A 24709-nucleotide genomic window follows, 5' to 3' on the forward strand; every position below is an offset into this window, starting at 1 on the left:
TACTGTTAATGGTATAAATTTTTGAGTATATTCGGTTAATCGTATAAATAGTATATAATTCATTAAAATATAAAAATATACCCTTTAAATTTATTTCAATGAACGGAATTATAAAAGAATTATAAAATCATATTTAAATTAAGAATATCATTATTTTAAATTCTTTTTCCTAAGTTTAAGATTTAATTTAGGCTTTTTTGTTATAAGGGGTGTTCTTTGCACCTCTAATTTATCAACGGTTGGATAATATTCGGATATGTACGCCCTAAACTCGCCAAATTCTTTTTCAGCTTCGATATTATTTTCTTTTATATATTCAATAATTTCTTCCAATAAAATTGGATTTAGGTAAATTTCAGACTTGCAAGTATTAATTTCATAATCAATACCTAATTCTAACTCGTTATATTTTAAAAACTGTACAAAAGGGTTATTTTCCGGATTATTGCTATCTTCCGTACTTTTTTCAGCAACAATTAATTCATCATACTTTACAATACCCTTAATTAATAGTCCTTCATCGGTGATTAATTCGTACTCTTTTGCTACGTTTTTCGCCCGATTGATTAATCTATTTTTCATCTGAACGCTATCTTTAAGTGTAGATGGGCAGTAGTGCATTTTAATGGCTAAATTATAACCCTCTTTATTATTAGCAATAATATGTTTTTTTGCTAGATTAATGGCATTTAAAGCCGTTTCTTGGCTTCCCTGCATACGTGAAGAATAATCATTCTTTTCATTAAATCCTTTTTCCAATAAATTAGTATAATTTGTTTCAGAATACTCCAATTCATTTAAATTAATAAAATCTACAGGTATTTCATTAATTTTTTGGATTATAAGTGATATTTCATCGTCCATATTAGGGATAGCAGGAATTTCAACGCCCACCTTTTTTATGTATTTTTTACATAGCGTTAGTTTTTCAACGAGTTTATTTAATTCTACTTCTTTTTTATCTTCTTTTTTATCTTGATTTTTTAAGTTTTCCATCCTTGGATGTAGTCTTATTTCGTCTAGTCCTGCTTCTTTTAACTTTTGAAGGTGTTCTTCCGTTATTTCTAATGTTGTGTATAAATGTGCGTGAAAATCCTTTCCAAAATGGTCTTTTAAAGCTTTTAAGTATTCGCAAGTTCTATCTATCTTTAGAATTGGGTTCCCTCCAGTTATGCCAACTCCTTTGCTTCCACATATTTTGGCTTCATCAATCGCTTCATCTATGCCACTAATTTTCCTCTCGTTTGCATAAATTACGTCCTTATTTTTACGATTTTCGGAAAGGGGGCAGTAATAGCACTTTCTATTGCAAAGTCCAGTTATGAAAAGTACCATTTTTTCGCCTAAAATGCAAAATTTGCAACCTTCGGTTAATTCATTGCATTTTAATTCGTAATCTTCGAATTTAATGTTTTCAATTTTACTAATATTATCACCAAATAATCATTAAACTGTAATTAATAAACTTTAATTAATAAACTTTAATTAATAAACTTTAATTAATAAACTTTAATTAATATATTGTAAATATAAAATAAATATAACTGTTCTAAATGTCCTATTCAATTTAAACCCATATGATATATATACTTTAAAATTAAAGTAAGAATTAATTGCAATTAAAAATTTCACAAAATAATAAATTGGTATTTAGGTGTTTTAATGAATCAAAAAATGTCAAAATTTGCTCATATAACGAAAGTACATCCTTGTTATAACGAAAAATTGCACGATAAAATTGGTAGGGTGCACTTACCAGTGGCCCCAAAATGTAATATTGCGTGTAGATACTGTAAAAGATGCTTAGGTGCCGAATCACTCTGCGAAGAAAGACCAGGGGTGGCTCACCACATTATGAAACCTGCCGAAGTGGAAGACTACTTATCAGATTTGTTCAAAAAAATGCCTAACATTAAGGTTATTGGCATTGCAGGACCTGGAGACAGTTTATTCAACAAAGAAACCTTTGAAACTCTCGAAATATTACAAGATAAATTTCCTGAAATGGTAAGATGTTTATCTACAAACGGTTTATTACTTCCAAAATACGCAAAAAAACTTGCAGACCTAGGAGTTAAGACAGTTACAGTTACAGTAAATGCCGTAGACCCTAAAATACAAGCTCAAATGTGTGACTGGATATACTACGAAGGTAAGGTTTTAAAAGGAGAAGAAGGAGCAAAAGTTTTAATCGAAAACCAACTCGAAGGAGTTAAAAAGGCGTACGATTACGATTTAGCAGTTAAAATAAATACTGTTTTAGTGCCTGAAATAAATATGAACCACATTGTAGACATTGCGAAAACATACGCTGATTACGCATTTGTTCAGAACATCATTCCACTTATACCAATGTACAAAATGGAAAACTTAAGAAGACCAGATTGTGGAGAAATTAGCGGAGTTAGAGATAGTGCTGAAGAATTTATGACACAATTCAGAGCTTGCCAACAGTGTAGAGCAGATGCTGCAGGATTATTGGGCGAAAAGAAACATATGGAACAAACAAAAGGAAAAAATTTAGATATATATGATTTAAAGCATTTTTCACATTAATATGTGATTTATATAATTTTAAATCTTATATTAGTTTTATATTTTACTTTATTTTACTTTATTTTACTTTATTTTACTTTAGTTTACTTTATTTTTTAAATTTTTATTTTAAATTTCCCTGTAGAAATTTACTTCTGCTTTTTTCGAATAATATTTTGATAATGAATCAGAAATTTCTCTATACTCTTTTGAAGCTACATATTTTTCTAATTTATCCATATTTTCCCATTCTGCGCTCATTACTATTATATGTTCATCCATCACGTCTTGAAAATACCTTACAGATATATAACCGTCGCCTTTTTCAGCTTTCTTTCTTGCTTCCACACAACCATCAATATAATCGTCCAAATTTTCTTTTTTAATATAATGTTTTGCTATGATTTTTACAGGATTTATCACTTGCTCACCCAAAAACTAGTAAATTTAAAATTCTAATAGCTAAATTATAATATCCATATATTTAATATATTACATATTTCAAATTAATTTATAAAATTCATTCTTTTTATGTATATTTATTGAAATTTAAATTACGGATTTAAAACCATACAAAATCGTTAAATACATATATAAATATTATAATAACTATTATATTATCCATAAATTAATAGATAATTGACTAAACTATTGATTTACAAAATTATTATTAAAATTATTATTAAAATTATTATTAAAATTTACATAATAAACGCTAAAAAGCATTTACGCGAGGGATTAGTTTGAAATACGGTAAAATTTTACTAATTACCTTACTAAGTTTATTTGTGGTATTTGCAGGTTGTACGACCAAATCAGATTCCACCACTACTGGGGATTCAAATACGACGTTAAACGATAGTATAGGTTTAAACAATACGGATAATTTAAATATAAACTTAAATGAAAGTAAAAACGGTACAAAAATTACCGATGTTGAAAATACGAATTTATTAAAAAATAGAACTATGAGTATAGTAACAACCAATTTACCTGTTGAAGTAGTCAAAAGGGAAGTTGTAAAGCAAATATTGGAAAGTAAAGGCTATAAAGTAACCGTTTCCCAAAAATCAACTGACGAAATGTATAAGGCAGTATACTCCGGAAAAGCAGATATTATGCTTTCAGGGTCATTCCCTACAACAGACAGTTCATTTGTAAGTAAATACAGCAGTAATTTAAGTAGATTAAAAGAAAATGTGGAAGACTCCTGGAATGGTGTCGCAGTTACCAAATCTGCATACGATGAAGGCGTAACATCCATTGAATCTTTGAAAAATCACTCTGAATTATTCAATAGCACCATAATATGTCTTGAAGAAGGCACCGGATTAGCAAAACATACCAAATCTGCAGTATCAGAATACGGATTATCAAATTACACTATAAAATACGTAACTCCTAAGGAATTATACAAAATGTTGGACGAAGCTAACGCAGAAAATAAAGATTTAGTTTTCGTAGCTTGGGAACCTTCAGCTTTATTTGAAAAATACCCTGTTGAAAAATTAGCAGATAGTAAACACGTTTACGCAGGTAAATTCGATAAAATAACAACTGTTTCAAGACCTGAAATGTATGTTTGGGATTATGAAGCATACAGATTCTTAAAAGAGTTCCAGGTTTCAAAAGAAGATGCCAACAGCTGGGCTGTTCAATATGTTTATGAAGGTAAGTCCGCTAAAGAAATTGCATCAAAATGGATTGATTCTAATCAATATAAGGTTGATGAATGGAGAGAATTATTAAAATAAATAAGTTTAGAAATAAAATAATTGATTAAAAATATATCAAATTATTTATTCCTACATTTATTTTATTATTTTTATAGTATTATTTTATTTTTAGTTTATTTTTCATTTTTATTTTGTTATTATTTCTAATTTATTTTCTGAATAATTGTGGTCTTACCCAAACCTTCACATATGTAACTTTCAAATTTTATATATAAAACAGTAACGTAGGTATTACTATGAGTCGACTCAAAATATCAATAGGGCAATTCTCACGTATGACAAATTTAACTAAGCGAGCACTTCGATATTATGATGAAAAAGGTCTTTTAGTACCTGAAAAAAACATCGTTACTAATTACCGGTACTATACAGTTGACGATTTTAAAAAGGGGATTAAAATCAACTCTCTTGTAAAAGTTGGCTTTAATGTGGAAGACGTTAAAAATATACTCGAAGCAGAAGCGCAAGGAAATATGGGTTACGTGAAAGCAAAATTAAAAGAAAGATGTAACGAAGTTACTGAAGAAATAACTAAATTAGAAAGTATTAAACGTATGCTTTTAAATTCAGACTCAATATTGGAGGTTGTTAAAATGACTAGCGAACCAGTGATTAAAACCATTCCACAAATGCGGGTAATTTCCAAAAGAGAAATTGGTAGTTATGGCACCGTTTGCCAAAAATTAATTGCAGAGCTAATGCACACAATATATAGCGCCGAAAACCGTAAAAATGATATTAAAATAATGGGTCCGCCGATGATGTTGTGTTATGACGGAGAATATATGGAAGAAGGTGCAAACATTGAAATGGCGATTCCCGTATCTGGAAAAATCGAGATAAGTGACGAAGAAATGGAGTTAAAACAACTCCCTAAAGTTGAAGTTATTTCACTTATACATAAAGGACCATATGAAAACTCGTCATTTAGTTCTAGCTATGCGAAAATTTTTGAATATGCTGAAAAAAACGATTTGAAACTTGTAATACCGGATAGGGAAATATACCTTAATAATCCGATGGATACATTACCAGAAAATCTTGAAACAGAAATTCAATACCCATTTATTAGAGAAAATTAAATTTAAATAGATAATAGCATATAAAAAATAATTTAAAATAAACTAAAATATAAAAAAATTATTTTTAATTTTTAAATAATAATTCTTTTTTAAGTAATGTAATTACTCGATTTTAACATTTACATTTAAAAATACTGGACCCCTAACATCCACTACTTTCGAATTACTCATTATTTGCTTCATTGCTAAGTCGTCAACTTTTAAATTGATGTCGCTTAAGCTTCTAACGATTGGTATTTTAACGTTAAACTCTTTTGTATTGCTTATAAGCGCTTCTTCAATCTTTGAGGCTATTTTTAAGCTAATTGCTTCAATGTATGTAATGTTTGTAGCAATTCCTTTATCTTTACCATTTTGTAAAAATTCCTTAAATTCTTCCTTAACTCCTTCAAAACTTTCAGGAATTCCGATAATATTTCCATCGTAAACATAAATTTCGTTTAAAATTGAAGGACCCAATAATTTTTTCCCTTCTTCTTTTTCAAACACTTTTATGTTTATATTTTTGGATATTTCGCCGAATGTAATTTCCTTTTTAATGTTAAATTCACAAGGTGAAATTTCGTCTTTATTTTCGATGCAAGTGTTTGCCAATTCTTTAGATAAATTATATATTTCATCAATAACTGGCATTTTATCGATATTTACCATTGTAGCCATATCTCTATCGCTTAATTTATACTCGTAGAATTGAGGGTAAACCATTTCCCTAACATCTGTAAATTTACCTTTAATCATTGCGAGCCTTTCGACACCTAAACCAAGGTTCATTACTGGAACGTCTATTCCATATTTACTTAATGCAATAGGTGAATAAATACCAAATGTCGCAACTTCTATCCATTCTCCTAGCTCTTCGTGGTAAGCATAAACCTCTGTCTGGGTTTCTGGAGTATAGTATTTTGATTTTTTATCATCGGGTATGAATTTGAAGTTTGTAAATCCAAATTGTGATAAAAGACTTTCTGCAATTAATTTACCGTCATTAATATCTATATCTTCACCAACAATTGCACATGAAGCGGAATGGTAAGTCATAAGGTGACTTTTATCTTCTTTCTGCTCTCTCCTAAAGCATCTATCGATAGAAAACAATTTAAAAGGTGTATTTCTTTTTTTAACTAAATCAGATACTGTTAAAAACCATCCTGATGTCATGTGACTTCTCAAAGTTAAACTTGAAGCTACCGCTTTAAGTTCTTTAAACTCTGGGAAAACGTCATCCAAGATTTTTAAACCCATTTCGCTTGATATTTCGAGTGCGCTTGATATTTCGAGAACTAAATCATCCCCATCAAGTGTTCCTTTTTTATATCCGTGCAATATATTTTGTAATGCTTCCTTACCAGTTAACGTTTTATTTTTAGTACTTTTAGTATCTGCAGTTTTAACCGCTTTATCAAGGTCTATGCCTAAGTTTTTGATGGCTTTTATTTTTTCGTCACTTAAACCTACGTCAGGTCGTGGTAAACCCGCTAGATAAAAGCATCTATCTAAAACAGCCATTGCTTCAGGTCCGAACTGTTTGTAAATATCTTTTTCATCAACAATTACTGGGTTCATATACTCTTCAAAACCCATTCTTAAATAAGCCTGTCTTAAACTCTCTATAGTATCGTTAATAGGGTGAGTTTTTCCATAAGTTGGTTTTAACCTAGGATATCTATTTGAAATCCTTTTAGGCTTTATCAAGTCTTTTGTTTCTTTCCAAGCTTTCTCAAAGTCTTGCTCTGCCATTTTTAAAACTTCTGCTTTATCAAATCGCCCATTACTAGGGGCATTTTTATTATTTTTATTATTTTTATTATTTCTTTCATTAGCCATTATAATCAATCCTTTTCTTTAAATTCTGATTAGTATTACCGCATAATTGATAGTACGATACCATTATTATATTATAAATAGTACTGAAAATTAGTATTTAAAGTTAATTAATCAAATAATTAATCAAATAATTTATTATACAATAATGTATATTAAAGTTTATAGATAAAATAGTGTAAATATTAACTAGTATATATTAATCGGAAGCTAAAATTATGACTGACATTAAAAAATTAAAATATCAAAAAATAGGAGACATATTAATTGTAAAAAATGATTTAAACGAATCAGAAATAAAAGAACTAGTAAAAAGAACTAATTGTAAAACAATTTTAAAATATGAAACGCATATAACCGGTGATTTGAGAGTTCCTACAACCAAAATATTATATGGCACCGAAACAGAGACGATAAACAAAGAACACGGCTGTTTATTTAGTATTGATGCTTCAAAAATTATGTGGAGTATGGGAAATCTCGAAGAAAGAAAAAGGATTGCAAATAAATCAAATAGCGATGAAATAATCGTTGATATGTTCGCAGGTATTGGTTACTTTACAATACCACTTGCAAAATATTCAAAACCCAAAAAAATTTATGCTTTGGAGTTAAATCCTAATTCATATCATTATTTGTGCAAAAATGTCAAATTAAACAAAGTTGAAGATATTGTCGTACCTATTAACCTCGATAATCGAAATTTTCATTTTCATAAAAATAACAATAACAATAATATAAAAGCAGACAGGATTTTAATGGGCTATGTTGTTAAAACAAATGAATTTTTGGAAAAAGCATTCCAATTATTAGGGAATAATGGAACTATACACTATCACGACACAGTACCAGAAAAACTTATAGAAAGTCGCCCTATTGAACAGCTGAAATCTATTGGAAGCATTTACGGGTTTGAACTTCAAAAATACGAAATTGTGCGCATAAAAAAATACTCGCCTGGAGTTTGGCATATTGTCGTCGATGCAAAATTCAAAAAAATTGATATAGTTTAAGTTAAATAAATTGATTAAATAACTTGATTGCAAGTAAAACAACCAAAAGCAAGCAACAAAAAATTAAATAAACTAGCTAATTAATAAACTAGCTAATTAAAATATCAATATATATAGACAATAAGGGTGAATTTGTGGAATACGAAAGAGCTTACCACGAATGCGATTCAAAATGTGCTAAAAGAGAAGATTACAAGGAAAATTTTATCTCATTTTTAACAAAAAATATATTTCAAATCAGGGACGAAATTGGTCTTGAAATATTAAATTTTAGCATATTGGACTACGAATTTAAAAAAGTGGATAATGTAAACAATAATGGGAAAATTATTTTATATTTGTACACATCTACTAGAACCGATAAATCGGGGATTATTGGACCTGGTGGTTGGGTAATCGGCAAGTTAAGGGAAAAAATAGTTAATAGTAATGAATTACTTAATTATCTAATTGATACGTACAATTATTCAATAAATGATAATAAAAATATTGATAAATTTAGAAAAAACTACAATAAAGAAATTATTATTAAAAAAATAAATAATTCTAGAAAATTAAGGAAATTAGACGAAATAAAAATTAGAAATATGGAATCTAAAATTATTAGTAAGGGTAAAAGTAAAAATAGGGCTAAAAATACTTTAAATTACGAATTATTTAAAAATTTAATAATTAGAGTTGAAGATATATCCGATATAGAAAAATTACATAAAAAAACTAAAGAATCTATTATATTTTTGGAAAAAAGAGGTTTGGATTTTTCAAAATTTGAAAGTAAATTTTCGGATAAATCTTTATACATAATTCAATGCGAATACGATTTAGCAGGTCTAAATAGCGTTTCAAAGTATTTTAATATCGATTGTGCTACCATAGATACTGGAAATACTGTAATATTACCACATAAGAGTAAAAGTAAAATTAATGAGTATATTGAGACCTATAACTTATCAAATAATAAAAATTTAAATCATAATTACATACAAATGGAAAAAATAGAATCTGAGGAAATAATTAGCGCTATAAATGATAATCCTTGCATAAAATTATGTAATAGATATTTATTTACACTTTTAGACCATTGTAAAAGAGAAGGGTACAAAAATTTAATATTTAATCATTTTATGACGGATTTCGATAAGATAAACAACGTAAATATAGTGAATTTTCTGAGTTTGTTCCCTATTAAAAAAAATACACTAATTAATAGTGCAGATTTCCTGGAATGTCCGATGGTTATTCAAGCCTGTAAAAACAATGAGACCTACAAATTTGAAAAAATCGACGAAATCGTTGAAAAAGTGTACGGGGGAGTTGTGGAGCCTACCGAAGGTTCGGAAGAAATATTGAAATATTTGAAATAAATTTAGTAACCAAATAAATTAAAATAATAAGATAATACTATAATATTATACTACCATACTAAGATAATAAAAATAAATTGATTAAATAACTTAGAATAATTTATTTAAATTATTTTTAAATAATCTAATTAACTAATTAGTAATTAAGGGATAATAGGGATTCTATGCGAAATAAAACTACAAATAATGAAAATATGGATGGAAACAAAAGTAAAAGTAAGACTTATAAAGGATATAAGAAATATTTATATTTTAAAAAATATAAAAATGATGAAAAATATAGTAAATACCATAGCTATTTTGAAGGATTTGAAGATGCAATACCAATATCCATTGGTTACATACCCATAGCAGTTGCTTTTGGAATATTGGCGAAATCTATAGGTATTCCAGACTATATATGTATATTAATGTCCGTTATTGTATTTGCAGGTGCAAGTCAATTTATAGGGGTAAATCTAATTGCTTTGGGTTCTTCATCTTTTGAAATAATAATCACGACTTTTATATTAAATTTAAGGCATTTATTGCTATCCTCATCATTATCTCAACAGATGGATTATCGACACAAATCTAGAAAGTTTTTAAGTGCACTATCTTTTGGTATAACTGACGAATCTTTCGTAGTCGCTTCATTAAAAAACACTAAAAATAACAGAAATAATAACCATACAGATGATTTGGGTAATATAGTCCCTAAAAAGCTATGTCCTGAATACGTATTATCTTTAAATCTAATTGGATTTATGGCATGGGTTTTCGGAACATTTTTAGGGGTTTACGTGGCAGAAGGGTTGCCTTCCTCCGTCCAATCTTGTTTGGGTATTGCATTATATGCGATGTTCATTGGTTTATTAATTCCCGCAATTAAAGACTCTCGAAAAGTATTAAAAATAGTTATAGTCGCTTTAATAGTTGGTTCTTCAATTAATTTGGTAAATTCGATGATTTTATCGAATTATCTATCGGTTGGTTGGATAATTATCTTTTCTACGTTGATATCTGCACTAATTAGCGCATATGCCTTTCCAAAAAAAGATAAATAGTCTTTTATAAAATGGGATAGTATTATTGATGGTATTATGATTATATGTAAAGGTTATATACTCCAAATGACAATATATTAGTGAGGTGAGTATGTGAATTTTAAAAAACTTGTTACTATCCCCATAATATTATTTTATCTTTGTGTTACAGTATCGTTTTCAGGATGTATCGGCGGTGACGATGACGTCAATATACCTCAAAAGAGTGGTAAACAGTTAAATTTAAAATATTTAGAAGCAAGGATAAATTCAGACGTTCAAGTATCTGTTGTAAGCTATAATAACGATAAAGAAGAGTTATATATTGCATACAGTACTAATAAAAATACAAATGAATCAATAACCGACGAATTAAATGTAGTTATTGAAGATGTAAGAAATCACATTGAAAGTAACGGAATTGCATACCCCAAAACGCTTAAATTTGAAATTAATCTTAAAAATAAAAACGATGAAAAAATTATAGTCTCAAAAAATTATAGTGATTTCTTTAAAAAATAGGTAATAATCTATAATAATCTATAATAATCTATAATAATTTATAATAATCTATAATAATCTATAGATTATGTAAGGACAATAAATCCCCTTGTATTAAATTAGTCATTACTTAGAATAGTTGTAATTCCCCCAAAATATTATTTTTTAATAATTTTTAATAATTTTAACATATAATATGGAGTTAATAAATTTAGTAGATTTAATACATTGTTAAAAAAGTTAGACTCCTAAAAATATTATTTAAAATATTATTTAAAATCAGTATTACAACCAGTTAAAAATCCTCCAAAAGGTTAGGATAAATAATGGTTGTATGTGCGATTAAACGTTGATTACATTAAAATCATCGGATAGTTGAGCTTTTCCTTGTTTTATGTCATTTGATTGATTTGTTTTATTATCAGTATTGCTATTTTCGTCACTAATTCCTATTTCGACAACTTTACCTACTTTAAAAGCGTATGAATCGTTATCGTGGAGTTTTTTAATTAAATCGTCTGCATATTTTGAATCTACTGAAATTAACAACCCGCCGGCTGTTTCAGCACCCTTACCAGTCATTAAAGCGTGTCCAAACATAGATGCCAATTCGTCAGTACCTTTAATGATAGGTAATGCGTCGATTATAATATTTACGCCACTTTGCTCCGCCATTTCTTGAGAATGTCCTAATATGCCAAAACCGGTTACATCAGTCATTGAATTAGCTATTTTTATACCCAATTCATCCTCAAGTTCTCTTAAGACTAAAAGTGCCTTTCTGTTGGATAAAGTCATTAATTCAACCGCAAAATCAACAATTCTAGTAATTTCGGATTTATCCAAGTCTAACATATCCAAATATTCGTCAGTAACACGAGATAACGCCATAGCAGTTTGATTTCCAAGAGGTTTTGTTAAGATAAGAGTACTATTGGGTTTTGCACCAGATTTCATCAAAACGTCTTCTTCTTTACCTATGCCAGTTACAGAACCGCCAATTATGGGTACAGGGTTCAATATAGTGTGACCGCCTATAATAGATGTTTCATTGTCTCTGCAAAAGTCTTGGAAACCTCTTAACATTTCCCTTGCGGCTTCAATCGGGAGATTCATAGGTATTCCCATTATTACTAGTACCCCAATTACGTCTAGTAGCCCCATTGCGTAAATGTCGCTCGTGGAGTTACAAGCTGCTATTTTTCCCTGCGTATAAGGGTCATCTACAATAGGCGTAAATACGTCAACTGTTTTGGCAATTGCCATTCCGTTTCTGATTATAACGGAAGAATCGTCACCTAAACCTACTTTAGCATTCTTAATATCTTTTTCATCTACTATACCTTTAACAAGTACTTCAAGCTCAGTATTTGGTAATTTACAAGCTCAACCGTGTAATTCTACCATTTCTGTTAACTTAACGTCTTTAAAGCTCATTGTATCATACCCTCGATAATTAATAAATATAATTTTAAAATAAATATATGTAGTTTAAATATAATCTAATACAATTATAAAAGATTCTAATTAATATATTGTAAAATTTACTATATAATCGTATTTATCCAAAATATTAGTAATTAAAGAAATATTTATAATACTAATACCTACTAGGTATTCTAATATATTATAAATTAATTATATAGTTTTCTTTTTATTTTTGGGCTTACAAATTATTTCTTTTAACGAAATTTCAAAAAAGTTATTCATATTTGCAGGTTTTATAATTATTGCACAGTCTGAACCCTTGCTTGAGCCACCCAATGCAATTATATCCTTTTTAGTTGATATGTAACCAGAATCAGCAGCCATAACCGTTACTTCGTATGCTACTTTCAAACCTTGTCCAAAAGTCCTTAAAGTTTCTGCTATTATCTCCACAGGGCCATATCCACCAAATTTTTTGGAAATGCCCCTTTCAACACCACTCAAAGCGTGCGTAGCCCTTACTACTTTTGCACCATTACTTTTTAACTCGTTTTCTGTTTCTTCAGTCATTGGGTTAACATCTTCATCAGAAAATCCCTGGTGATATGTTACTGCAACTACATTTATTTTTCTATTAATTCCTGAGTTATTTATCATATCTATTAACTTCAAAGCTGTCGTACCTGTTGTAGATGCCAATACAACGTCATTAAGGGACTCATCTTCTTTCAATCTATCTATTGTACATTTTAAAGTTTCTTCCGTGTTTTCTACACCGGGTTGTTCAAAATACATTTAACAAACACCTCTATTTTTTAAATAAGTTATAATAAGTTATAATATGCTATATTATTTTATATTAATTTATAATTATTTATCAGAATTTAAAACTTTCAATTTTTTTAAGTCATATTCCATAAAATCTCTTGCAATTTCTATTTTAATGCTTTTGCCGTGCAAAGTAGATTTTTCCAAATAAGTATTAATTTCGGTTTCATATGCCTTAACTGACCTATAACGAGCCGATATATGGGTTATAATCAACTGTTTAACTCCTGAAATTTCTGAAATCTTCAAAGCCTCCTCAAAAGTAGAGTGCATGGTTTCTAACGCATTTTCTAAAAGTGAACTATCAAAAGTTGCTTCATGGACTAAAACTTTACAATTTAAATCATTTAAAAATTTTGCAAAATTATAAACTGGTCTTGTATCTCCAGAATACGCAAAAGATACGCCCTCTGTATTTGATACTAGCACGTCTTCAGGCACTATGGTTTTTGTAATGATTTGTCCGTTTTCAAAAACTTCTATTTCTACACTATTTCCATCTTTTAAATCTTTTAATTTAGAACCTATTTCAATTCCAAGTTCTCTAACTTTATTCATATCCATTTTGGGAGCTTTTAATTCCTTAAATACATATGCAAGTGAAGGTACCGAATGATTAGTAGGATAACAATATATTTCATAGCCATTACCTGACTTACTGGTTGAAATTATCTTATTTGGCTTTAATTCCAATTCGATAACTTCTATTTCATAACTAATTGAATGATAACCTATTTTTAAAATGTATTCAATCATTTCTGCCGTTTTTGGAGGTCCATATATTTTCAATGTTTTTTTTCTGTTCGATAACGCCATTGATTGCAATAAACCGCCTAATCCTAAAACATGGTCCCCATGTAAGTGAGATATGAATATATTATTTATTTTCATAGGCGATACATTCGTATTCATCATTTGACGTTGGATATTTTCTCCACAATCAAATAAGAAATATTCACCATTGTATCTTAAAGCTAATCCAGTATGTGCTCTTTCTTTGGTCGGTACTGAAGCACTAGTTCCTAAAAAGGTCAATATCATTATATCCCATCAATTAATACGATTATATCGTAGTATATTGTTTTAATTTAGTTTATTTTCTTTATTTTATTTATATTATTTATATTATTTATTTTATTTATTTTATTAGTAGTTATTAGCTATTATTTTTTTATTTAATAATCAACGTAATCTTCAATATTCAATAAACCATCGTGTCCAGTTATGATATTCTTACGTAAATTTTTAATTTTATTTAAGGATTCTGTCGCTAATTCTTTATTGATATGTACCTTGGGAGGTAAATTTTTGAAAATATTGTTCTTTACAGGTATGGCGTCACCAGAAATTATATAATCACCATATATCACTGCGATACTATCCATTGTATGCCCTAAAACTTCAATAATCTTTATTCCATATTTTAAGAGCTTCTCTTCAAAATCTTTGTAATTACTGTAGTTTATAATTTTCGCATTTTCAAATAAGTCGTTATTTTCAACATGGTCATGATGATGATGAGTATTGATTATATAATCAATATTTTCAAGTTTTACGCCCAAATTGTTAAATTTATTTATTAAAAACTCTTTTTTATCTTTTGTAGATGTATCGATAACTATCCTAATGTTTTTTTCAGTTGTTGTCATTTCTTCTATATATGTTACAGAGGAAGACGCAGAAAGTGGTTTTAAACCAGAAGAATAAGTTATATCGCCAGTATAAATTAATTTAATCATGTTTCACCAAATAACTATGAAATTTAATTAAACACTATAACTTATATAATTTAATATTTAACCTAATATAGTTTAATATTTAATTTAATTTAATTTAACCTAGTTTAGTATAGTTTATTATATATTTTTTATTTATATTTATATATAATAACAGCTAATGGTTAATGTACGATTAAAGCATACAATTTTGTTGATTTAATATTTATTTATAATTTAATATGCGTTACTGTTTTAATTAACATACTTTAAATTATATTTTAAAAGATGGTGAAGAGTATTCCCGATATATTTCTATGAAGTATTAAGATATGCTCCAAACTCTATAAAAATTAATAATAAAAATTAAAAATAAGATTTAACTATAAAAATTAAAGATAAAGGTGTAATTATGGGAAAAAAGGATAAAAGATGGGTACTTCAAAGAAAAAGAGATTTCTACTACAATTTGGCTAAAAAAAATCAATATAGGTCAAGAGCCACCTACAAATTATTCCAACTGAATGAAAAATTTAATTTTATTAAGGAAGACAACGTAGTGATTGATTTAGGTTGTGCACCTGGCGGTTGGCTACAATCAGCTCGTGAAATAGTAGGTGAAGATGGCTTTGTCGTAGGTATCGACCTTCAAAAAGTTAAACCTCTTAATTACGACAACGTAATCGCTATTAGGGGCGATATGACCAAAGAAGAGATACTTAAGGAAGCAATATCTCATTTACCAAGAAATCCTGACGTAATAATTTGCGATGCTTCACCAAACGTTAGTGGGGTTTGGGATGTTGACCACACCTGCTCATTGATATTAACCACAATGGCACTTATGACGTCCACTAGGGTATTAAAAAAAGGTGGAAACTTTGTAGTTAAAGTATTCCAAGGTGATTTATTCAATAAATATACTGATTTAGTTAGTACATACTTTGATAAAGTTATCACCACAAAACCAAAAGCTTCCAGGGGCGAAAGTGCTGAAGTTTATGTTATCGGTAGAAGATTTAACGGAAAATTATTTGATTTAGAATCAGAGCATCCTCTTGCTAAATTACTAAAAAATAGCCTCCAAGAATCAGGCGAAAAGATTACAGAAATCAAAAAAGAAAGAAAAATTAAAATAACTAGTTTAAAAGGTACTACCACTGTGGAAACAGCCTTAACTACCGAAAATAATCAGAATGACGAAAAAGAAAATTTAATAATTAAAAAAGATGAAAAAAATCCTGAATTATTAATAAAACACATCCGTGAGATGAGGAAAAATAAATAATATTATACTGAAAAAATAAACTAAAAAAATAAATTAAAAAATATTTCTATTTTTAATTTTATTCAATATATTCTTTGATTTTATAATATGCCACTTTCCATAATATTTTATGTATTATTCGTCTACGTGTTTAATTTCCGATTTATCAAACTTCTTACAATCAAAAAGATGATGTTTAACGAGTATCAATGAAACAATCAAAGCAATGTACTCTGCAATAGGCATAGCATACCAAATTCCTGTTATGCCATAGTATTGCGGTAATATGAAGATTAAAGGTATTAAAAATATTGTAGAACGAGATAACATTAATAATACAGATGTTTTATACTTATAAACCGATTGGAAGTAAGTTATACATACCAATGTAATCCCCACTACTATAAAGTACAGAGAATGTATTTTTAATCCAAATATTGACGTATTTATGAATAAAATATCCGAACTATTGAATAAACGTACCAATGGCTCTGTAAAACTATACACTATTGCAAATATCATAAAACCTAGCCCTAAATTTATTAAAGAGGCTTTTTTGAAAATTTCTCTTACCCTCTCGATTTTATCAGCACCGTAGTTGTAACTTATAAGTGGTTGAACACCTATAGAAAGACCAAATATTACGAAAAATGCTAAACCGGATACGTAAGAAACTGTGGTAAATGCCGAAACGTCCAAAGAACTTCCGTAGGCTAAAAATTGCATATTGTGGATAAATACCAATAATGCAAACGCAAATTCGCCTAAAAATCCTGAAAAACCTGCAAATATTATTTTTTTAACGGCATGTGTATTTTTTAGATAACCCATTAATTCTTCTTTTTTATTTTTATAATTATCATTTACGGAATTAATTGTGTCATTTTTCTTTTTATCAAATTTATCAAATTTTTCAAGCAATTTTAATCTTAAATTTGACTTACCACAAAGGAAATGCTCAAGGTATATAATAAACACCACACATTGAGATAATAATGTGGCAATTGCTGCGCCCATTATTCCATAATTTAAGATTGCTATGAATAAACCATCCAATATAATATTTAATATGGCGCCTGTAGCCATTGCATACATTGCTTTCTTAGGGAATCCGTCATTTCTAATTAAACTATCGAATGCTACTGCGCTTAAGGTTATTATGGCTCCGTATATAAATACACTGGAATAATTTAAAGCTTCTACGAAATATATACCTTCAGCCCCAATAAGTTTTAATAAAAATTCCGTTATGGGCATTCCTGTTAACATTATGATTGCTGAAACAATTATCATGTATAAAAATGTGGTTGAGAGAATTTTTTCGGCTTCATCTTTCTTTTTCATACCTAAATTGATTGAAATTAATGTTGAGCCCCCCAAACCAAACATAATCCCAATACCGTATATAGATATCAAAAATGGCCAAGCAAAAGATATGCTAGCTAATCCGTAAGAACCTACGTAATTCCCTACAAAAATACCGTCTACTACAGTGTAAATTCCATTAACTAACATACCTACGGTGGCGGGAATTGCATATCTTAGGATTAATCGATTTATACTTTCATTTTCTAGTTTATTATGCTCCATATGAATCACTATTTATAATCTAATAATGTAACGTAACTTAAATTTTTAATTTATTATGATATATACGTAAATTATGATATATATAACTACATAAATATCGAAAAATTGAAATTGATTAGTTTAATATACTTATTTTAAAAAAGAATAAAAGATAAATAACCAAAAATAGTAAACAAAATGGACGTTAGTAAATTTCTCTGTTACATACTATTACCAATACATTATCTTGGAAATACTTAAATTTACTTTCGAGCTCGCTCTTAATTTCTTCGGAAATTTCTTCGTATATTGTATAACTAAAATTTTCGTTGTCCGAATCAATGACGTTATTCCAAATTTTAGAATTATTTTTTAGATTTTCAGTTTCGTTTGAATTCTCGAGATTAATACTAAGAATACATTTTCCATGGGTTTCTCGGATTCCTTTTTTAATTTTAAAATTTAAAGTTCCCCCGTATTCTTTAATAGATTCATTCTGTTGAATATAGTTGATAACATCTTCCAAAATTGCACTTAAACTTGCATTACTAAATTTTTTAGGCGTTAATTTAAAGATATAGTTGTTTAAATGTAATCGATATAACCCCCACGATAAAACATAATAAAAATCGTATATTTTATAATCTAAGTACTTATAAAAAAAAGCAAGTAATACATAATGCAACCCGTGTGCATCTAATTTTTTACAAACTTGTTTAGCTTGATAGTATATATAACGTCGATGTGTTTCTCTTATCATGTCTAAAAATATTAAGTACAAGATAATTATTTCAATAGCCAATATGTCCATTTATTACCCCTCACAATCTTAGCGAGTAATGTATACGTTAGATGTATATGATTCCTTTAATTATTTAAATATAACATATGATTCATTGTTTCAGATAAGATTAAAACTAGATTAAAACTAGATTAAAACTAAATTAAAATTAAGAATCATAATTCAAAGTTATAAAAATTATAAAGTTATAAAGTTATAAAGTTATAAAAATATTATATGATGAGTATCAGTATTAATAAATTAATATTTAATAAATTAATATTTAATAAAAATATTAAATTACTTCATTTATTAAAGTAGGGATTTCTGAAATTTTCTTAGCAACTAATGCACCAGCTTCCTCGAGTGCTTTCATTTTACTTTGTGCAGTTCCAGCTCCTTTTTCAATTATTGCACCAGCATGACCCATTCTTTTTCCTTCAGGTGCAGATTGTCCAGCAATGTATGAAATTACAGGTTTTTTCATCTTATGGATTAATTTTTCAGCTGTTTCTTCTTCAGCAGAGCCTCCAATTTCCCCTATCATAACAATTGCGTCTGTTTCGTTGTCTTTTTCAAATCTTTCCAATATTTCTATGTATCTTAAACCAATGATTGGGTCGCCACCTATTCCAACACAAGTTGACTGTCCGTGCCCATTTTGAGTTAATTGGTTTGCAACCTCGTAGGTTAAAGTTCCACTTCTCGAAACCATCCCTATGTTACCTTCTTTTAAAACACTCATTGGTATGATACCCATTTTTCCAACTTTTGGAGATGCTAAACCTGGGGTATTAGGCCCTATGATATCAACACCGCATTTTTTACCATAATTTACAATATCGATGGCATCTTGGACAGGTATGTGCTCTGTTATAATTGTAACTAACTTTAAACCTGCGTCAATAGCTTCAAAAGCTGCATCTTTTGCAAAAGGTGCTGGAATAAATATTACTGAAGCGTTAGCGTCATATTCTTCAACAGTTTCCAAAACCGAATCAAAAACTGGTACGCCCTGAACATTTTGACCTTTTTTACCCGGTGTTACACCTGCAACGACATTTGTATTTGCTTCTAACATGTTTTTTGTATGGAATCTACCTTGATTTCCAGTAATCCCTTGAACAATGACTCTGGTATCTTCGTTTAAAAGTATCATAGACACACCCTTATTATTTTGATTAGTATTTATTATTTTAATTTTTATTAATTTACTTTTATCTTACATTATATTATTTTTATATTATTCTTTTAGATTTACTGAATTTTTGAAACGCCCATAATTCTAACTTTTGCACTTCCGTCTAAAAGTACCAAATTATCGCCTGTTTCATAAACTACAGGTTTTAACAATTTTAATTTTAAATCATCGCCGTTTTTCTCTTCTACAGTACAACTTACTGATTGTAAACCAATTACAACTTGGTAACCTTCGCCTGCGTTTACTTCCTTATTCATATATGGGTTCCACTTCATTGAAACGTTTAATTCATCTGAAACGTTTAATTCATCTTTAGATAATATCATACCACGGTCTAAATCGTCTACAGAAACACCTTTCAATGCAAGCCCTACTCTTGAACCTTTAGGAGCATCTTTAACATCTTTGTCGTGAACTTGCATACTTTTAACCATTGCTTTCTTTGTTGTTGGGTACATGGTTAAATTATCGTGAACAGCTACTTCTCCTTTATCCACTTTACCTAATATCACAGTACCGACACTTTTAACAGAGAAGAAATGGTCTATCGGTATTTTTTGAATTTCTTCGCCTTCAGGTTTTACTTCAGGCAATGCCGCCATTTTTTCACGGATAACAATGTAATCTTTCTCAATTATTTCAAAGTCTTTCATTGAAGTAACACTAAGTATTGCTTTTAACTGCTCTAAATCGATGTATTCACCAGCTACAATGAATCCTCTTTTAACTCCGCACATATCGAGTGCCAATAAGGTTTCTGCAATATCGGGGGTTAATTCATCGATAAATAAAAGTGCATATTCGGTCATATTTATTGTATAAATTAAAGGATGAATTCTTTCAGGATATCTTGTAGGCTCAATATAAACTACGGAATCGTCGTCTTTTTTGTAGTTATAAAGAGTTATATCTGTTGAAGTTCCCTTTTTTCCAATTTCTTTTCCTGCATCTTTGAAATTGCCGTATAAACCAATTGAAACGTTTTTCATAATTTACCTCTTATAAAGTATTAAACTAAATTTAATAACATAATATTGTAATACTTGTATCAATAGTGATTGTATTAGTGATTGTATTAATATTTGAAAAATGAATATTTAAATTTAATGTATCTAAGTATAAATAACGAATTTAAGTATAATAAAGTTTTCATTATATATTTAACTTACATAATAACTCACATACTAAGTTATACTACAATATACTTCAAAAATGCAAAAGTATAAAAATAATAGTACAATATATTATCAAGACGGGTTATCAAGAGAAAATCGGAAACACATATATGTAGAATAACGGCCAAGGTGAATTAGTTACATATTGCGGAAAAGGAGTAACTAATTAAATTAAAATTATATGATTGAAATCATATGTAAATAAAAAACGTAAAAATAAATAAAATATCTAATATAAAATATCTAATATAAAATATCTAAAATAAAATATCTAAAATTATAAAATTATAAAACTAAGAGAGTGAAAACATGGCATTTAAAGTTGTTATCGCAGACCCTAAAGAAGGTAAAACATTCCAAAAAGAAATAGAAAGCAGAGCTTTAATCGGTAAAAAAATCGGTGACGAAATCGACGGTTCAATCGTAGAGTTAGAAGGATTCAAATTAGTAATTACAGGCGGTAGTGACAAATGTGGTTTCGCAATGAGACACGATGTACACGGTAACGCAAAACAAAAAGTATTATTAAGACAAGGACCTGCTTACCACCCAAAAGACGATGGAATCAGAAGAAGAAAAAGCATCAGAGGAAACACAATCTCATTAGAAGTTGTTCAAATCAACATGAAAGTTGTTGAAGGTCCTAAACCATTATCTGAAGTATTCGGTGCAGATGCTGAATAATTAATTCTATAATTATTTTATAGAATTAAATAACTTTACAACATTATAACTTTATTTTTTTTAAGCTATTTTAAACCATATTTAAAAAAGTATTCATTTTTAAAATTAAAAATTAAAATTGAAGTATATAATTTATTTTATAAACTTAATATCGAAGATAGGAAATTTTGGAAAATATAAACCCCCAATATTGCCCCAAATATAACAATTATAACATTTACACGCTTATATGCCAGTATGATGGCTATAATGGCACCAAATATTGCTGAAGTCATACTATCTGTGGAGTATAATACATTAGGGAATATTAATGCACTCAATGCACAGTAGGGCATATACTGAAAAAATGAATTCCAAAAAGGACTCAATTTAACCTCTTTTAATAAAACAATAGGCAAAACTCTAGGAATATAAGTTACTAAGCCCATAAATATTATTATCATTATTAAAGTCGGTTCGTCAAATGTATTTATCATAAATATCCCTTACTTAAAATCTAGCTGTCCTATTTGTATAACTTATTTTATATTTTTTTATTATTTTATTACATTGAAATTATTCTTTTCCATAAAATTGATTTATCTTTTGCATGGAGCGTGTAGCTTTTGATAAAACCGCAGAATTTGCAAGTGAACCTGCAACCATAACTGCTGTCATGATTTGCTCATCTGTTATTCCCATTTTTTTACCTGCGTCAATGTGGAAATCTATGCAATGTTCACAACCTAAAGCAGATACTACGGCTATTGAAATTAATTCAACGGTTTTTGCATCAAGATGTTTGTAATCGTCTACTACAGCTTCGTCATAATTAACTTTTGAAACCAAAAGTTTTGGATTTTCAGCCATTCTTTCTATTATGTAAGGGACTCTACCATATCTCTTTTTAACGACTTCTTCGATTTTATCCATGTCTTTTTCAGTTAATAATTCCATTAAATCACCTTTTTAATATTATAAATTATTATACTATACCCTATTTCTTATAAAGTTATACATTAATATCATATTCTAAAATTTACATTTTTAGATTTATTAAACGTAAATAGGATAAATATGTTAGTAGTTTAACAAATTATATAACAATATCGCTTTAAATTATTTTTAATACAAAATAGAGTTCAAAAATAACACATATACGGCATATATTGTTAATTAAATAGGTTAATTAGATACCTTAAATAATAACATATATAAGTATATTAAATTTATAATAATTTATATATGCTATTGTTAACTTCGTTATCATCTTTATTATTCGGATACGGCAAATACGATAATGCTATAATACAATAAATTACGAGTTATTGTCATAACCTTAATGTACAATGGTTATCTACGGGTGGTATATTGAATTTTAGAACATTAAACAAGACGGGAGAAGAATTATCAATTTTAGGCTTTGGAGCCATGCGATTTCCATTAAAAAACGGTAGAATTGATAAGGCAAAATCTGAAGAAATGTTAACTTATGCAATAGATAACGGGGTTAATTTTATTGATACAGCTTTTCCATACCACTTTGGAGAAAGTGAGATATTTTTAGGGAATTTTTTATCAAAAAATCCAGAATATCGAGATAAAGTAAGTATATCTACTAAATTACCCCCTTGGGACGTAAAAAAGTCAGAAGACATGTACAAAATACTGAATACTCAATTAAACAAGTTGCAGACCGATTGTATTGATTATTACTTTATACATAGTTTAACTAAAGATGTTTGGGATAAGCTTTTAGATTTAGGAATATTAAAATTTTTAGACGACATAAAAAAATCAAAGAAAGTAAAATACGTTGGATTCTCATTTCATGATAATTTAAATGAATTCAAAAGAATAGTGGATTATTATGACTGGGATATGTGTATGGTACAATATAACTATCTTGACGATGAATTACAGGCTGGTGAGGAAGGAATATTATATGCAGCCCGCAAAGGAATGGGTATATTTATAATGGAACCCCTAAGAGGCGGAAATTTAGCAAATAATGTCCCAAAAGAAATAACTGAAATTTTTGAAGAATACACTAAAAAACACAAATATTTCCAAAAACCTTCAGATTGGGCATTTAAATGGGTATGGAATAATCCAAATGTTACTTGTGTTTTATCAGGTATGGGCTCACTAGAACAGCTAAAAGAGAATATAAGGTTAGCCAATAGCATTTCAAATCCTAATTTTTTGAATATAGACGAATTAGAAATTATTTCAAAAGCGAAAGAGATATTCAACAAAAGAATGAAAATAAAATGTACGAGTTGTAATTATTGTATGCCTTGTCCCGTAGGCGTCGATATACCAAGATGTTTTGAACTTTACAATTCAAAATACTTATTTGACAGTAAAAGTGCTAAAATGGAAGCAGATTTTAAATATACTGCTCAATTAGGGGGCGTTCTTTCAGAACCTAAGGTTGCATCAAAATGTATCCATTGTGGAAAATGTTTAAAAGAATGTCCTCAATCATTGCCGATACCAGATTTACTCGACGAAGTTTCTAAAGAATTTGAAAAAACAGGGTTTAAGTACAAAGTAAAATTATTTAAGACCGTTGCAGGCTTACAAAAATTCGTTGAAAAACTTTTTAGATGAAAATTTAGGGAAATTTGTAAAAATTTTATAAAGTTTATAAAGTTTATAAAAATAAATCTTCTAAATCATTATTTTCATCATTTTTAGACTTGTAATTTATTATTTCATACTTTATTTTTAATAATTTAGATACTGAATTAGATATTAAATTGTAATCTTTTGAATTAACTTTATTTTCCAATAACAATATTCCTTTATCGACCATATAATTTAATTTTATAATATCAGTGTTGTATTCTGATTCTAAATCAGTTTCATCAGATAACTCCTGTTTATCTTGCTTATCCTGTATCTTTTGATTATCAAAAGTATGATTAAAATTATTTTTAGATGAAAATGAAAAACAATCAAGCTTTAATTGTTTATATCTTTTATTTTCATCAATCATA

24 protein-coding genes are annotated in these 24709 nt (G+C 28.4%); 10 read left to right on the forward strand and 14 right to left on the reverse strand.

Going from position 1 to position 24709, the window contains the following annotated elements; genetic code table 11:
• Window positions 1–150: 150 nt before the first annotated feature.
• On the reverse strand, window positions 151–1335 hold the full coding sequence (locus M2325_RS03645; RefSeq protein WP_209631914.1) for a radical SAM protein: 1185 nt from the start codon (window positions 1333–1335) through the stop codon (window positions 151–153).
• Window positions 1336–1662: 327 nt separating this feature from the next.
• On the opposite strand from M2325_RS03645, the gene M2325_RS03650 reads away from it, so the two are divergent.
• The gene (locus M2325_RS03650) at window positions 1663–2556 is read left to right on the forward strand and encodes a radical SAM protein (RefSeq protein ID WP_209591416.1); all 894 of its coding nucleotides are present in this window, start codon (window positions 1663–1665) and stop codon (window positions 2554–2556) included.
• Between the two features lie 108 nt (window positions 2557–2664).
• Here M2325_RS03650 and M2325_RS03655 read toward each other — a convergent pair whose 3' ends face one another.
• Window positions 2665–2958 (reverse strand): putative quinol monooxygenase, encoded by a 294-nt coding sequence (locus M2325_RS03655; RefSeq protein ID WP_209591417.1) that lies wholly within the window; start codon window positions 2956–2958, stop codon window positions 2665–2667.
• Window positions 2959–3278: 320 nt separating this feature from the next.
• Between M2325_RS03655 and M2325_RS03660 the strand changes: the two genes are divergently transcribed.
• Both M2325_RS03660 and M2325_RS03665 read left to right on the forward strand, forming a co-directional pair.
• Complete coding sequence (locus M2325_RS03660; protein WP_259051254.1) at window positions 3279–4289, forward strand: glycine betaine ABC transporter substrate-binding protein; 1011 nt, start codon at window positions 3279–3281, stop codon at window positions 4287–4289.
• Between the two features lie 218 nt (window positions 4290–4507).
• Window positions 4508–5353: a MerR family transcriptional regulator gene (locus M2325_RS03665; protein ID WP_259051269.1), complete on the forward strand. Its 846-nt coding sequence runs from the start codon at window positions 4508–4510 to the stop codon at window positions 5351–5353.
• Window positions 5354–5455: 102 nt separating this feature from the next.
• Here the strand turns inward: M2325_RS03665 and sepS are convergent, their stop codons facing one another.
• Entirely contained in the window at window positions 5456–7177 is a 1722-nt protein-coding gene (gene sepS, locus M2325_RS03670; RefSeq protein WP_209591421.1) for an O-phosphoserine--tRNA ligase, read from the reverse strand.
• 215 nt (window positions 7178–7392) lie between these two features.
• Between sepS and taw2 the strand changes: the two genes are divergently transcribed.
• The 4 genes from taw2 (at window position 7393) to M2325_RS03690 (ending at window position 11098) form a co-directional block, all read left to right on the forward strand.
• Complete coding sequence (gene taw2 / locus M2325_RS03675) at window positions 7393–8187, forward strand: tRNA(Phe) (4-demethylwyosine(37)-C(7)) aminocarboxypropyltransferase Taw2 (RefSeq protein WP_209591422.1); 795 nt, start codon at window positions 7393–7395, stop codon at window positions 8185–8187.
• Window positions 8188–8321: 134 nt separating this feature from the next.
• On the forward strand, window positions 8322–9551 hold the full coding sequence (locus tag M2325_RS03680) for a hypothetical protein (RefSeq protein ID WP_259051277.1): 1230 nt from the start codon (window positions 8322–8324) through the stop codon (window positions 9549–9551).
• Between the two features lie 164 nt (window positions 9552–9715).
• A complete protein-coding gene (locus tag M2325_RS03685; protein WP_259051286.1) occupies window positions 9716–10597 on the forward strand; it encodes an AzlC family ABC transporter permease in 882 nt (293 codons plus the stop codon).
• 93 nt (window positions 10598–10690) lie between these two features.
• Window positions 10691–11098 (forward strand): hypothetical protein, encoded by a 408-nt coding sequence (locus M2325_RS03690; RefSeq protein ID WP_209591424.1) that lies wholly within the window; start codon window positions 10691–10693, stop codon window positions 11096–11098.
• A 321-nt stretch (window positions 11099–11419) separates the two neighbouring features.
• Here the strand turns inward: M2325_RS03690 and selD are convergent, their stop codons facing one another.
• The 4 genes from selD to M2325_RS03710 form a co-directional block, all read right to left on the reverse strand.
• Window positions 11420–12514: a selenide, water dikinase SelD gene (gene selD, locus M2325_RS03695; protein ID WP_209591425.1), complete on the reverse strand. Its 1095-nt coding sequence runs from the start codon at window positions 12512–12514 to the stop codon at window positions 11420–11422.
• A 201-nt stretch (window positions 12515–12715) separates the two neighbouring features.
• Window positions 12716–13300 (reverse strand): pyruvate kinase alpha/beta domain-containing protein, encoded by a 585-nt coding sequence (locus M2325_RS03700; RefSeq protein ID WP_259051288.1) that lies wholly within the window; start codon window positions 13298–13300, stop codon window positions 12716–12718.
• Window positions 13301–13375: 75 nt separating this feature from the next.
• Window positions 13376–14374 carry a ribonuclease Z gene (gene rnz, locus M2325_RS03705; protein WP_209631911.1) on the reverse strand — a complete coding sequence of 333 codons (999 nt, stop codon included), beginning with the start codon at window positions 14372–14374 and terminating at the stop codon, window positions 13376–13378.
• Between the two features lie 134 nt (window positions 14375–14508).
• On the reverse strand, window positions 14509–15072 hold the full coding sequence (locus tag M2325_RS03710) for an MBL fold metallo-hydrolase (RefSeq protein WP_259051290.1): 564 nt from the start codon (window positions 15070–15072) through the stop codon (window positions 14509–14511).
• Window positions 15073–15460: 388 nt separating this feature from the next.
• On the opposite strand from M2325_RS03710, the gene M2325_RS03715 reads away from it, so the two are divergent.
• Window positions 15461–16336 (forward strand): RlmE family RNA methyltransferase, encoded by an 876-nt coding sequence (locus M2325_RS03715; RefSeq protein ID WP_374759668.1) that lies wholly within the window; start codon window positions 15461–15463, stop codon window positions 16334–16336.
• Between the two features lie 114 nt (window positions 16337–16450).
• On the opposite strand, the gene M2325_RS03720 is transcribed toward M2325_RS03715, so the two are convergent.
• The 4 genes from M2325_RS03720 to M2325_RS03735 all read right to left on the reverse strand — a co-directional run bounded on the left by M2325_RS03720 (window position 16451) and on the right by M2325_RS03735 (window position 20855).
• A complete protein-coding gene (locus M2325_RS03720) occupies window positions 16451–17905 on the reverse strand; it encodes an MATE family efflux transporter (RefSeq protein WP_209631910.1) in 1455 nt (484 codons plus the stop codon).
• Window positions 17906–18089: 184 nt separating this feature from the next.
• Complete coding sequence (locus M2325_RS03725; protein WP_209591431.1) at window positions 18090–18695, reverse strand: hypothetical protein; 606 nt, start codon at window positions 18693–18695, stop codon at window positions 18090–18092.
• Between the two features lie 265 nt (window positions 18696–18960).
• On the reverse strand, window positions 18961–19824 hold the full coding sequence (gene sucD / locus M2325_RS03730; protein ID WP_209591432.1) for a succinate--CoA ligase subunit alpha: 864 nt from the start codon (window positions 19822–19824) through the stop codon (window positions 18961–18963).
• A 98-nt stretch (window positions 19825–19922) separates the two neighbouring features.
• Entirely contained in the window at window positions 19923–20855 is a 933-nt protein-coding gene (locus M2325_RS03735) for an EF-Tu/IF-2/RF-3 family GTPase (protein WP_209591433.1), read from the reverse strand.
• A gap of 495 nt (window positions 20856–21350) precedes the next feature.
• On the opposite strand from M2325_RS03735, the gene M2325_RS03740 reads away from it, so the two are divergent.
• Window positions 21351–21725, forward strand: a complete 375-nt coding sequence (locus M2325_RS03740) for a 30S ribosomal protein S6e (protein WP_209591434.1) — start codon at window positions 21351–21353, stop codon at window positions 21723–21725.
• 137 nt (window positions 21726–21862) lie between these two features.
• On the opposite strand, the gene M2325_RS03745 is transcribed toward M2325_RS03740, so the two are convergent.
• Window positions 21863–22201 carry a branched-chain amino acid transport AzlD family protein gene (locus tag M2325_RS03745; protein ID WP_209591435.1) on the reverse strand — a complete coding sequence of 113 codons (339 nt, stop codon included), beginning with the start codon at window positions 22199–22201 and terminating at the stop codon, window positions 21863–21865.
• Window positions 22202–22280: 79 nt separating this feature from the next.
• Entirely contained in the window at window positions 22281–22661 is a 381-nt protein-coding gene (locus M2325_RS03750; protein ID WP_209591436.1) for a carboxymuconolactone decarboxylase family protein, read from the reverse strand.
• A 414-nt stretch (window positions 22662–23075) separates the two neighbouring features.
• Between M2325_RS03750 and M2325_RS03755 the strand changes: the two genes are divergently transcribed.
• Complete coding sequence (locus M2325_RS03755) at window positions 23076–24320, forward strand: aldo/keto reductase (RefSeq protein ID WP_259051292.1); 1245 nt, start codon at window positions 23076–23078, stop codon at window positions 24318–24320.
• 43 nt (window positions 24321–24363) lie between these two features.
• Here the strand turns inward: M2325_RS03755 and M2325_RS03760 are convergent, their stop codons facing one another.
• Entirely contained in the window at window positions 24364–24708 is a 345-nt protein-coding gene (locus tag M2325_RS03760; RefSeq protein ID WP_209591438.1) for a hypothetical protein, read from the reverse strand.
• Window position 24709 lies beyond the last annotated feature (1 nt).

This window comes from Methanococcus voltae PS (assembly GCF_024807035.1).
GTDB lineage: Archaea > AGJL01 > Methanococci > Methanococcales > Methanococcaceae > Methanococcus > Methanococcus voltae.